At 63.1% G+C, this 13,228-nt stretch carries 6 protein-coding genes, 1 tRNA gene and 1 pseudogene; 6 read left to right on the top strand and 2 right to left on the bottom strand.

What is annotated here, in order from left to right:
• The first annotated feature begins 6 nt into the window (after positions 1 to 6).
• A complete protein-coding gene (locus ABD301_RS11870; RefSeq protein ID WP_344309791.1) occupies positions 7 to 3,078 on the top strand; it encodes a BTAD domain-containing putative transcriptional regulator in 3,072 nt (1,023 codons plus the stop codon).
• Between the two features lie 236 nt (positions 3,079 to 3,314).
• Here the strand turns inward: ABD301_RS11870 and ABD301_RS11875 are convergent, their stop codons facing one another.
• A complete protein-coding gene (locus tag ABD301_RS11875) occupies positions 3,315 to 3,923 on the bottom strand; it encodes an IS1096 element passenger TnpR family protein (protein ID WP_344309793.1) in 609 nt (202 codons plus the stop codon).
• A 420-nt stretch (positions 3,924 to 4,343) separates the two neighbouring features.
• On the opposite strand from ABD301_RS11875, the gene ABD301_RS11880 reads away from it, so the two are divergent.
• The 3 genes and pseudogenes from ABD301_RS11880 to ABD301_RS42415 all read left to right on the top strand — a co-directional run.
• The gene (locus tag ABD301_RS11880) at positions 4,344 to 4,871 is read left to right on the top strand and encodes a hypothetical protein (RefSeq protein WP_344309795.1); all 528 of its coding nucleotides are present in this window, start codon (positions 4,344 to 4,346) and stop codon (positions 4,869 to 4,871) included.
• A 4-nt stretch (positions 4,872 to 4,875) separates the two neighbouring features.
• Positions 4,876 to 5,400, top strand: coding sequence for a hypothetical protein (locus tag ABD301_RS11885; protein WP_279582844.1), 525 nt, complete (start codon positions 4,876 to 4,878; stop codon positions 5,398 to 5,400).
• 1,597 nt (positions 5,401 to 6,997) lie between these two features.
• A pseudogene (locus tag ABD301_RS42415) lies at positions 6,998 to 7,390 on the top strand (recombinase family protein); the annotation flags it as partial.
• An 864-nt stretch (positions 7,391 to 8,254) separates the two neighbouring features.
• Here the strand turns inward: ABD301_RS42415 and ABD301_RS11890 are convergent.
• Positions 8,255 to 8,326 (bottom strand) — tRNA-Arg (locus tag ABD301_RS11890).
• Between the two features lie 283 nt (positions 8,327 to 8,609).
• On the opposite strand from ABD301_RS11890, the gene ABD301_RS11895 reads away from it, so the two are divergent.
• The gene (locus ABD301_RS11895; protein ID WP_344309797.1) at positions 8,610 to 10,667 is read left to right on the top strand and encodes a DNA gyrase/topoisomerase IV subunit B; all 2,058 of its coding nucleotides are present in this window, start codon (positions 8,610 to 8,612) and stop codon (positions 10,665 to 10,667) included.
• Positions 10,668 to 10,698: 31 nt separating this feature from the next.
• Positions 10,699 to 13,185, top strand: coding sequence for a DNA gyrase/topoisomerase IV subunit A (locus ABD301_RS11900; protein WP_344309799.1), 2,487 nt, complete (start codon positions 10,699 to 10,701; stop codon positions 13,183 to 13,185).
• Positions 13,186 to 13,228 lie beyond the last annotated feature (43 nt).

Below are 13,228 nucleotides of genomic sequence, written 5' to 3' on the forward strand. Positions count from 1 at the left end.
CACACGATGGCACCCCTACACCCCCGCGTCCTGAAAGCCCTGGCTGGCACGCTCGGCTTGGCCGCCGCGCTGATCGGTCTACCTGCTCTCCTTATCTGGGCTGCGCGCTGGCCGCTACCCATGTCACTTCCGAAGCTGGACGACCTTGGGCAGCTGCTCACCGACGCACACATTCCCGACCAGGTCATCATCAACACCCTCGCCATCGCCGGATGGATCATCTGGGCGCTCTTCCTACTCGACGTCGTCACCGAGATCACCAACCTGATCCGCCGTACGCACAGTGCACGTGGCGGGCCGTTGCGGTTCCTGGCCCGTATCCTCGTCGGCGCCATTGCCGCCGCGATCGTCGCTGAATCCACCGCCGCCATCGCGGCGCCCACTCCTGCGACGCCCACGACACCGACCGGTACGCCTGCCCGGCCAGCTGTCACCCAATTTATCGAAAACGCATCGAGCCGGACATCGACGCTTCTCCAACCAGTAGGGAGCCCCACCGGCGGCTTGGGTTTCGTAGCAAGCACGACTGAGCGTGTACCGAGCCGAGAAATCTATGTCGTCCAGTCGGGTGACAACCTCTGGAACATCGCCAAACACCACCTCGGCCCACACTCAGGCAACGCTCGCATTCAAACCCTCGTGGACCAGATTTTCGCGCTCAACAAAGGAATCCACCAACGCGTCGGCGGCCGTCTCACCGATCCAGATGAGATAGAACCCGGCTGGAAACTCCGCCTTCCGGCGACACCCCGGCTGAACGCGCCTGGATCAAACGTGCCGCAGCCGAGACCGCGGCAGCCGCCCCAGACATCTTCAGGACGGAACGTGCCTCCACCAGCGCCGGCACGACAAGACACACCAGGCCCAATGACGTCGCAGCCGAATTCTCGGCATCCCAACCGACCTGGAACGGAAAAACCAGTGGCCACACAGCCCGCGCGTCAACCCTTGGTGGCGCCGCAAACGACCACGCCGTCGTCACCGACTCCGCCGTCAACGATGCCGGTCCCACCCGGTGACGACGGTGTGGTTCCCAACAACCCGACTCCGAGTCCTCAGGCACCTGCCGCCACAAATGCTCAGCACGAACCGGATTCGGGCGAACCACCGGCAAACTCGTCAAACAACGCAATTGCGCTATCGAGCGGTTCAGTCATCAGCACAGGACTTGCTGCGACCTTGTTGGCCGCCGCCGGCCTGATCATCCTTCGTTATCGACGGCGCTACCAACCCAGCTGGCCCAGCCCCGCCCGTCACGACATCCGATGGCCGTGGGAACGCTTGATCAACCGCATCAGTGCAACCACAGGGAAAAGCAGATTTGCGATGGACACGCAGACAGGGGAGGCCATCAGGGACCGCACCGACGACACCCCGCGGGTCGAGCTCGGCGACATCACGGTCGATTTTCCGCGATCGCCTGTGCCTGACCAATGGCTCGATCAGGAGACCGAGAAGTACGAGACCGATAACAGAGGAGCAGACGAGGACCAGACCACGCAAGACTCCCCACCATTGTCCGGTGCGTTCCAGCCATGCGCTATCGGGGAAACTATGGATGGCGAGGACATCAGGATTGAGGACCTGCCCACCACCGGACTTGTTCTCACCGGACCCGGTGCTGCGCGCGCCCTCCGCGCGACGCTACTGGCCGCGTTGTCCGTGCTGGAGTTGGAGGAGGTATCCGTGCTGACCACTCACCAGCTCTGGAACACCGCGACCATGAGCGCAATCGTGCCGCCTCAGGTGACGATTGCCAAGACCACCGCTGGGGCGCTCGACCTCTTGCACGACGAGGCGACCAGCCGAAAACACCTAGAGGCCCTAGGCGGAACGGACTGGATGCCCACTGTGGTCGCGATACTCCCCGCCGAAGGTGACTGGACCAAAGTCCACGCCGCCCTGCGCGACGGCGAGAACTGGATACGCATCGTCGCCCTAGCGACCGATCCCGCTGATGCAAACAAAACCAGCATCGAGACCTCAATAGCCGTCGATATCGACGGAACCGTCACCGGATCCCGATTGCTGCGCAAGTTCTACATGGTCACGGACGACGACACCCATCAGGCGGTCGATCTCCTCGGCGCCACCCATTTCACCCGCGACCCCTCGCAGACCAATGCGCCCCCAACAATCGAGAACACCGCACTTGCAACCAGAACGAGCAACGATGGCGACACCACAATCCCCGCCACACTAGGAAAATCCGGGCCTCACCCGTCTCGCTCCCAGACCATCGACGTGGAAACCGGCGACTGCGCCGAGCAGGCGTCTAGCGGCGCTGGCGGAGTCGGGGCCGGCGACATCGAGAGTGCTGACACGACAAGCGAACACTTGCACGAGGAGGACCTACCCGCAGCGGGAATCGTGAACACCAGGTCCGCCGACGCTTTGGTCCAGCTGACGACCTTTGGGCCGCCTCGAATATTGGTCGCCGGCGGCCCGATCACACACGGTCTTCGACACGCAGCACGGGAACTCGTGCTATGGCTGGCGATGCACGAACGCGGTGGAACACTCGACGAAATAGGCGCAGCGCTCTATCCCGACGCAACACTCCAACAAACCCAGCAACGATGCCGTACCGCCACCGGGAACGTGCGGTCCATTCTCCGAAAGGTCACCCAAACAACGGAGACCTTCATCATCTACAACAACGACACCGGCCGCTACCACCTTGACCGCGATGTCTTCGACGTTGACCTGTGGCGATTCGACCTCCTCATCGACGAAGCCAGCCGACAGCGTGAGCCTGGCGAAACAACCGCGTTGCTTCGACGAGCCGCCAGCCTGTACACGGACGGCTTCGCCGTCGGCGTGAACTCCGAATGGACCATTCCCATCCGCGAAACTGTCCGCCGACGCGCCCTCGACTGCCTCTCGCGACTCGCCGCCCTAACCTCTACCGACAACCTCACCGATGCGATGGCGACCGTTCAACGCGCCATCGACATTGACCCGTTCGCCGAAAGCCTCTACGAACAACTCGCCAATCTCCAAAACCAGGCAGGCATGCCTGACGCCGCCACACGCACACTGCTCGCCCTGCATCGCAAAATCTCCGAACTCGACTGATACGGACGTCCTGACCGAGGGCCGAGCGCGGTCAGCGGAGAGGTAGGTGTCGGCGCGGCGCGGCAGCCGCTACGGGGCGCCCGGAGCTTGCATCTGGCGCTGCCGCTCGCAGGGCTGCGGCTGTGGCAGAGCCGACCGCGATCGACATTGCCTGGCATGACTCGTTCGAGAATTTCTGGCTGGTCCTGACCGTCGCGGCGGTCTCGCAAGTCCCGGATCGGGTTGTACAACCACCGCTACTCGTCATTGTCAATGATGCGGACGGTGCGGGTGTACTGCCCTGGGCCGTGTTCAGTAATGAACATCGGCTCTGGTGCGTCCGGCCCCGGCCACGGCTGGTGCGGAGGTTCCGGGATTGGCGTACCGCCGTCGTCGCCGTCAAACATCCGGCCGTACGGGTCCGGGATGACACCCCAGCCCCAGTAGGGCAACGGCCTATCCGGCACCACACCCAGCACCTCGCCGGGATCGATCTCCTGTGGCCCGATCACGCAGCGGTGGCGCCAGTTGTCTCCCAAATCGAACGTGTATCTGAACTCCGCGCCCAGCTCCAGCACCTCACCCAGCGTCAGTACGTCGGCGTCCAACTCCCGTGCCGGGTCGATGTCGTCGATGAAGCGCAACTCCGCGACGGTCTTCCCAGAGGCTGGCAATTCGAACTCGTGCAGATGACTGCGGTCCCACCGAGCGAACGCGTCATCAATCGCCTCGGCGAACATGTGGAACGTATGGACCGGGGCCACAGCGAAAATTCGGCCGGGGTGAGGCCAAAGCTCGCCGGCTTGGCCACCGCCCAGCAGATCCACCCGCACCGACCACCAGCTTCCGTGTCGCCGTCTAGTCACGGAGCAGATTGTGCTCCTTGCTACCCGGAACCACCCAAGTGCAACGCCGTGCAGATGGTGTTTCCTCGTAAATCTCGCCAGCCTCCCCACAAGCCTGCGCTGTCAGATGTCGGCCGGCGTCCGGTCGATGGGCGACGACTTCGGTGTTAGCAACCTCAGGCGTGCAGTCAGGTTTATCGGATTTACAAGGCAAACTGGCGTCCTAGGCACCTTTAGTCATTCGGATGTAAACAATCGGAGGTCTCGGAGGCCTTAGAGAGTGTCGACATCTCACCGCGCCGCGGCGCACACAGCATGGCTGGTGAACCACCTACGGACGACCCGGCAGACAATATTCCGCCCGGGTCGCCGACATTCCGACGACGGGTATTGAGTCTCGCGATCCGAACTACGGTCGACGAGGTTACCGTTCGCGGAGACTTGATCGTCGATCTCAATCCAGTACCGGCCCGATTCGGGCTGTGGCTGGCGTCCGAACGGCGAGTGACGGCCTGCTTCGCGATCAGTGACAGCGACGCACGTACCGCGGACACCGACCAGAAGTCAGTCAGCCCAATCCAGCATGCGCGGGGCCGTGTCCGAACCGTCCGGTGCGGTCAGCTCAGTCGGCTGTTGCTGGGCAACCCAGGTGTCGCGGCGGCGATCGCTCTCGACGACCCGACAACGTGGCAGGAAGACGCAGAGGAACTGGCTCAAGCCTGCTACACCGTCCTGCGGCCAGGCGGTCACCTCGTAACCGCTGCGCCCATAACCGAAAGCAACCTCCCACCTGTTGGCCCCCACCGCTCTCGCGTCAGCGAGAGCGGCGTTCCATCCAAGCTGGTGTGGCAGGCGGCCGGCCTGCTCCACCGCGGTGATCGCGTCGCCAGCGGACCGCTCAGCCTTAACGACATCGACGTCTATGCCAAGCCTTCCATCGAGTCGACTTTGGCCGCGGGCGTGAGGTGAACCCATGCCGAAACGTCAGCGGCGCCCTCGGGCAGAAATCGATCGGGCTGGGCTGACCGACCTGCCACCAACCGTGGATTTGCCTACGGCGGCGGCCGTGTTGGGCCTCGGCCGCACCGCCGGCTACCGACTCGCTCAGAACGAGAAATTCCCGTGTTCGGTCATCCTCGTCGGCGCGAGCTACCGGATACCGACAGTCGGCCTGTTGGGCTCGGACCAAGGCGCTGCCGTCAGGGCCGCCATCACGGCTCGGCGGGTAGCCCCGCCGCAGATCTCTCTCGCCGATCTCGCTGAACTGCCGGCCATCGTGAGTCTGCGTACGTCAGCCGCGGTCTTGGGAATCGCGCGCACCGTGGCTTACGAACTCGCACGGATGGGAAAATTTCCCTGTCCACTCTTGCGGATCGGCACCGTCTACGAGGTAGCTACAACCGACCTCTTGTTCTTGCTCGGCATCACGCCCAGCAGCCAACCGCGGAGGGAGGCGATTATCAATGACGCGACCATCGTCGGCCGACCGACCGAATGAGGTTGCTTCCTTGTCTGCGGTTGAGCTCCGCCACGCCACAGCACGTCTCGCTAGACGAGACGCCGTTAGCGAGGCGGCGCTCGGACAGATGGTGGATGCACGAGAGCTGCGCGAGTGTGCGTGGGAGATCGGCGAGAGCCTCCCTGGTCATGCGAGACAGGCCGCCAGTGATCTCTCGGCGCGTCGATCGCTTGCGCGAGAACGGGGGCTGCGGCGGGATACGCCCGATGTGCAGTGCGTCCGCTGCTCTCTCGAGGCCGGTAATGGCGATGGCGCTCGGCGAGACCTGGCAAGCGCCATGGGTCTCGTCGACGGGGTACGACGGAGGCTCGGGTGGCAGGACTCCGATGTCTCTGTCCGTGCAACCTGCGCTGTGGTAGCCGTGCCGCCTCGATGTCGGAGCGTTGTCGTACCGCATGAACCCCCGACCTGGCGGCTCGGCGGGTGTGCCGGTCATCTGCAGTCCTCGAACAGGTCCCGAAAGCGTGTGAAGGGGCCCGTTGGCGTCGTTCCCGGCCAGACCGTGGACGCTCTAGGCGCATTTGCTCAGATCCGTGATCCAGCCTCAGCCCCGCGCCTTCGCAGGGAGGGAAGACGTGTCTCGGCCGACATCGGACTTAGTGTTTCCGTTTCTCGCTGGGTGCCGAAGCGTGGGCCAACGGGGCCGAGGCTCTTTGCCGTGTCTCGCGCGGCTATTCCGCTCCGGCTCAGACTCGCGTCTCGTTCGTCTCGTCCCGAATTCGCTTTAAAATTAGATCTGAGAGTTTTCTCGGATTTCAAGCGAGACTTCTCGACTGCGGTTACGCGAGAGGCTTCGGTGGCGGTGGTGCCACGTCATGCGTAAGACAGTCCGTAGGCGTGGACCACGCGAGGATGAAAGCTATACGGTGGAATTCTGCGTCCACACCGTGGACGGCGTCGAAGCATCGCATTTACGGCAGGTGCAGACGCGCGCCATCTTGGAGGTACTTACGTGGGTAGCCCGGAACAGATCCAAGGGTGGATCAAGCGAAACTCATTAGAACGACCCGCCGCGGAGCGGCCGTTGTATGTCGCGTTTCTCGGGCGTACGTCAGGAGACGAACAACAGGATCCGACGCTATCGTTGCCGCGCCAGCTGGACAATTGCCGAAGAGGCTTGCCGGATGGGGCCATCATCGTCGCCCACTTCTACGACGTGGAGTCGGGACGTATGGAACTGGCGAAGCGTGGCAAGGGGAAGTCGCTCAAGCGGTTCGACATTCCTATTCCGCGAGATGGAGGTCTCAACGATCTCCTTGATGAGGCGGAACGCGAGGATAGACGATTCGAGGCTGTCATATGCGAATCTATCGACCGCGTCGCCCGCCGCACGTACTACGGAACACGGATCGAGCACCAGCTTGAGGAATGCGGCATCCCGCTCCTCGCTGCTGATGAGCCAATTTCATTGCCAACGCCCGGCCGGAAGGCGAAGAAAGCGACCGTAGTGCTGACTCGCCGCGTTAAGCAAGGTGTCTCTGAATGGTACGTGCTCGAGATGCTCGAAAAAGCCTGGGACGGCTACGCGATCCATACTGAGAACGGCTTCAATATAGGAAAGCCATGCTACGGCTTCATGGCCCGCCTGGTTCCACATCCAGTTCCGAAGAAAAGAGACAAAGGCGCCAAGAAGACACTCCTCGCGCCGCATCCGGTGCAGGGGCTGGTAGTGAAGAAGATATTCGCATGGCGCGTCAACGAGCTGCTGAGCTACTCAGCCATCGCGCACCGGCTCAACGAAGACCTCGACACCAACCCGCCACCGACTCCCGTTGACCCAAGCAGAGCGGTAGGCCGCTGGACCGGGAGCAGCGTGCGAGAGGTTCTCACGAATCCGAAGCACACCGGCCACATGGTGTGGAATCGTCACGCCAGGAAAAGCGGGCATAACCGGCTGAATCCACCGTCGCATTGGGTATGGTCACCAGAGTACAAACATGAACCACTCATTGACCTTGAGACCTTCGTCCGCGCCCAGGAAGTTCCGTCAAGGTCAAAGGGATCACGACCAACGTCACTTCCCAACAAACATCCGCAGACAAAACGTGTCTACCGTTACCGCAGCTACGTCTTCTGTGGCTTTTGCGGACGTCGCCATCACGGCAAGACAATCAGGGGCTTCGCCTACTACGTCTGCGCTCCACGGAAGGAATATCGGCGCGACGACCATCCAGCAAGCCTGTGGATCCCTGAAGCGAAAATCACTGAAGCGCTGAACGATTTTCTCGCTACCCGGGTCTTCGGCCGTTATCGCCGCGACCTTCTGGGAGCGGGAGCAGGCAACATTCAAGCAGCCGAGGCTCGCGAGCGCGCCTCGAAGATGAACGCGCTGCGCCGGCGCATCCAGGACACCAAGGACCGTGCCAAGCGGCTTGTCCGGCAACTTGAGTTCGTCAATGACGACGAGGACCGCGACCTCATCCGAGACGTCCGGCAGCGGCGAGCTGAGCTAGCGGCAGAACGCGACGAGCTCGAGACGCGGCTGCGGAACCTCGAGCTGGAAGATGCCGATCAGCCCAATGGTGCACTTCTGGACGCTCTTCCGGTCGGGATCGCGGACCTCGACACCCTCGACGACACCGTGGCCAGGCGACTGTTCGAAGCGCTACGGCTACGTATCGTGTGTGACACACGGGATGAGCGTAAACGGATCAGGTGTGAAGTGACCCTCACCGGAGACACGATGGAAGGCGCTACCCAACTTGGGAAGGAACTGCTTAGCGGGCCGCAAGAGAGTCTCGGCGCAGTGACCAAGCAATCTGGTCTGCTACCCGGCCCACGAGACGGTAGTATGCCGTCAGTGAGCCAGGCAGGTAGTTATCCTAGCTGGCCGTGCCCCTGGCAGGATTCGAACCTGCGCACCCGCCTCCGGAGGGCGGTGCTCTATCCCCTGAGCTACAGGGGCCAGCGGGATGAAACTTTACAACAGGTGGGGCGTTGGTCGTACGGCGGGCCGGTTCCGGACCCGCCGCCGGCCTGGTGCGTACGGGTTCGTGCTGGTCATGGGTGCCACGGTGGGTGACGGCTGGCTGTCGTATCGTCGACAGTGCGGGGAAACACGGTCCAGATGCGCGGGGTTGTCGGGGCGCACGACTAGTCTCCCCTTACGGTGGACCGTTGGCTCGCGCCCTGTGCCGGTGCCCAGACCACCTGTCTGTGCTTGCCTTATGACCTGGGAGAAAGACCCTGTGACTGCCACCGCCGAGATCCTCTATGGGGCCGATGACCTGACCCATCTGGAAGGTCTGGAAGCGGTCCGCAAGCGACCCGGGATGTATATCGGCTCCACCGACAGCCGGGGCATCAACCATCTGCTCACCGAGGTGGTGGACAACTCCACGGACGAGGGTGTGGGCGGTCACGCCAGCAAGGTGGTCGTCACGCTGCACGCCGACGGCAGCATCCAGGTCGACGACGACGGTCGCGGCATTCCGACCGGAGTGCACGCGAAGTCCGGTCTGTCCGGCGTCGAGCTGGTGCTCACTCGACTACACGCGGGCGGCAAGTTCGGTGGCTCGGCTTACAAGGCCTCCGGTGGTCTGCACGGGGTCGGCGCGTCCGCGGTCAACGCGCTGTCGCACCGGTTCGACGTGACGGTGCGCCAGGATGCCAAGGTCCACCAGATGTCGTTCAAGCACGGTGCGCCGGGTGTGTTCGACGGGCCTGGCAAGGACGCGAAGTTCACCCCCAAGTCCGGCCTGAACGTGCAGGGCCGGATGAAGCGCGGCGAGTCTTCCGGCACGTCCATCCGTTACTGGTACGACTCACGTTACTTCGAGGCCAATGCCGCACTCGACGTTGACGCGGTAAGGGCGAAACTGCGGAACACCGCGTTTTTGGTGCCCGGCGTCACGTATGTGTTGAAGCACGCCACCGACGGCACGATTGGTGAGGAGACCTTCCACTACCCGAGCGGTCTGTCCGACATGGTGGACTTTCTGGCCCCCGCTGACGAAAAGCCGGTTTCCGGCACGCTGCTGATCGTCGGCGACGGGACATACAAGGAGAATGCCGCCGACGCCGAAGGGGTCATGCGGTCCAATGTGGAGCGTCAGGCCGAGGTGGAGGTCGCGCTGCGCTGGGGCACCGGCTACGAGCGTACGGTCGAGTGCTTCACCAATACGATCCGCAACGTGCACGGCGGCACCCATCGGCGAGGTTTTGACCGGGCCGTGGTGAAAGCGATCCAGGAAGCGATCTCCAAGACGCGTGGCCTGCTCAAGCCCAAAGAGGACATGCCGACCCTGGACGACGTGCTGGAGGGCATGACCGCCGTCATCCACGTCCGGATCCCGGAGCCGCAGTTCACTTCGCAGACCAAGGACGAGCTGTCCACCACCGGCATCACCAAGGTCATCTTGGGTGTCGTCGAGGGCCAGCTCAAAGCCTGGACCGAAGCCCGCAAAACCAAGACCGAAGCCAAAATCGTCCTCCAGAAGGTCGTCGACGCCTCCCGCGTGAGGCTGGTCCAGAAACAACAGAAGGACGCGGCCCGGCGGAAAACGGCACTCGAAGGTGCCGCGATGCCACCGAAGCTGGTCGACTGCCGGACCACCGGCATTTCCCGCAGCGAGCTGTTCCTGGTGGAGGGCGACTCGGCGTTGGGCTCGGCCAGAATGGCCAGAGTTTCTGAATATCAGGCGCTTTTGCCGCTTCGGGGCAAGATATTGAACGTGCAGAAGGCAAGTCTGGGCGACACGCTGAAAAACGCGGAAATAGCCTCGATTGTGCAGGTGCTCGGCTCCGGCAGTGGGCGGACCTTCGACCTGAGCACGATGCGTTACGGCCGGGTCATTCTGATGGCCGACGCGGATGTGGACGGCTCCCATATCCGTACGCTGCTGATCACGCTTTTCGCGAAGTACATGCGGCCGGTGATCGAGGACGGCCGACTGTTTGCGGCGATGCCGCCGCTGCACAAGGTCGTCACCAAGGGCCGGAACGCGGAAACCCATTTTACCTTCACTCAGCGGGAAATGGAGCAGAAGGTCGCCGAGTTGGAAAACGCCGGCAAACAGATCGTCCGGCCGGTGCCGCGATTCAAAGGACTCGGTGAGATGGACGCGGAGGAGCTGTGGGACACCACGATGAACCCGTCCACCCGGTCGGTCCGGCGGATCACCCTTGAGGACGTCGAGGCCGCCGACGCCGCTCTTGAGCTGCTGATGGGCGAAAAAGTCGAGCCACGCCGGGTCTGGCTGGTCGAGTCCTCGGCGCGGGTGGACCGCGAAGCGATCGACATCTGAGCGTACGAAAGGTCAAGGGGAGCACTGAGCGATGGCACGCCGTAAAGCCGCTGGAACCAAGATCGATCCGTCGGCGTTCGACCAGGCTGGCGCGAACGTCTACGAAATCCCGGTCAAGACCGAGATGGAGGACTCGTATCTCGAGTACGCGTATTCGGTCATCCATTCGCGGGCGCTGCCTGACGCACGTGATGGACTGAAGCCAGTCCATCGCCGGATTTTGTTCTCCATGATCGAGAACGGCTACCGGCCGACGCATGCGTACGTGAAATCCTCCCGAGTCGTCGGCGACTGCATGGGCAAGTATCATCCACACGGCGACACGGCTATTTATGACGCGTTGGTACGGCTCGCGCAGGACTTTTCGCTGAATGTTCCGCTGATCGACGGACATGGGAACTTCGGCAGTCCCGACGATGGCCCGGCCGCCAGTCGGTATACCGAGGCGCGGCTGTCGGCCGAAGCGATGCTGTTGGTGGGCGAGCTCGGCGAAGACACCGTTGACGAATATCCGAACTACGACGGCTCGCTGATGCAGCCGACCGTGTTGCCGGCGGCTTTTCCCAACCTGTTGGTGAATGGCTCGTCCGGGATCGCGGTCGGGATGGCGACCAACATGATCCCGCACAACATGGGTGAGGTGATCGCGGCCGCGCGGTGGCTGATCACCCATCCGACCGCGACACTCGACAAGCTGATGGAATTCGTGCCAGGCCCCGATTTGCCGACCGGTGGCATGCTGCTCGGTCTCGACGAGGTGCGCAAGGCGTACGAGACCGGTCGCGGTGTGGTACGCATGCGGGCAAAAGTCGAGACCGGGCCACTGGAAGGCAGTCGTGGTCGGCAGGCGATCACGATCACCGAGCTGCCGTATGGCGTCGGCCCGGAAAAGATCATCGAGCGGATTACCGACGAGGTCACGAAATCCAAGCGGCTGGTCGGCATCGCGGACGTAAAAGACCTGACAGACCGTGAAAACGGCACGCGGTTGGTGATTGAGTGCAAGGTTGGTGTCAACCCGCAGGCACTGCTGGCGGACCTTTACCGGCTGACGCCGATGGAGCAGTCTTTTGGCATCAACAATCTGGTTTTGGTGGACGGTCAGCCGCAAACGCTCGGCCTGAAGCCACTGCTGGAAGTTTTTCTCAACCACCGCTACGAGGTGGTCACCCGGCGGACGGCTTACCGCAAGCGCAAACGGGAAGAGCGGCTGCACCTGGTCGAGGGCCTGCTGAAGGCACTGCTCGACATCGACAAGGTCATCCGGTTGATCCGGTCCAGCGACAACGCGCAGGCCGCCAAAGACGGTTTGATGAAACAGTTCAGGCTGTCCGAGGTGCAGGCCACGTACATTCTGGACACACCGCTGCGCAGGCTCACCAAATACGACAAGCTGGAGCTGGAAAACGAGCACGCCAAGTTGCGCGAGGAAATCGCCGAACTGGCAAAGATTCTCGACGACGAGGCCGTGCTCAAGAAGCTCGTGTCGAACGAGTTGGCGCAGGTCGCCAAGGACTTTCCGACCGAGCGGCGGACCTCGCTGATCGACGGTGACCTCAAGGAGGTGCTGGCCGCGTCCAAACCGGCTGGCCCGCTGGAAGTGGCCGACGATCCGTGCCAGGTGGTGCTGTCCGCGACCGGGCTGTTGGCTCGTACGGCGGCGGAGTCCGAAGAGGTCGCCGAGGCCCGCCGTCGCAGCGGGCGGACCAAGCACGATGCCGTCACCGCCGTCGTACATTCGACCGCACGCGGACAAATTCTCATCGTCACGAACCGCGGCCGGGCATTCAAGACCGATGTCCTGCCGTTGCCGGTGCTGCCGGAACAAGCCGGCGTGGTGTCGTTGCGTGGCGGCATGCCGGTGCGTGAGGTTGTGCCGCTGGAAAAAGACGAGACGGTGGTGGGCATCGCGCCGCTCAACGAGGACAACGGCAGCTCGCCGGGACTGGCGCTGGGCACCCGGTTTGGCGCGGTCAAGGTGTGCGCGCCGGACTGGCCGGTGCGATCGGACGAGTTCGAGGTTATCGGCCTGAAAGAGGGCGACGAGGTCGTTGGCGCGACCTGGCTGACCGATGCCGAGGAAACCCTGGCATTCGTGTCGTCCGACGCGTCACTCCTGCGTTTCTCCGCTTCGCTCGTACGTCCACAGGGCCTCAAAGGCGGCGGCATGGCCGGCATCAACCTCGCCGCTGGCCAGCGGGCAATGTTTTTCGCGGCTATTCGTACGGACGACACCGAGCACGGTGAACCGATGGTCATCACAGCCACCGGGACCAGTGTGAAAGTCACGCCTTTCGCGGAATATCCAGCGAAAGGCCGGGCCACCGGCGGCGTAAGATCACACCGCTTCCTGAAGGGCGAGAACGGCCTGGTGGTCGCCTGGATCGGCCCACGGCCAGCCGGCGCGAGCAGCAAGGGCGACCCGATCGAGCTCCCCGAGGCGAACCCGCGCCGGGACGGCTCCGGTGCCTGGCACCCCGGCCCCGAGGTCGTCGGCCACCTCATCGAACGCGGCTAACCACCGAGCGGAGGTGACGGAATCGCGCCGTTCCGTTACCTCC

The sequence above is a fragment of the Fodinicola feengrottensis genome (assembly GCF_039530045.1).
GTDB lineage: Bacteria > Actinomycetota > Actinomycetes > Mycobacteriales > HKI-0501 > Fodinicola > Fodinicola feengrottensis.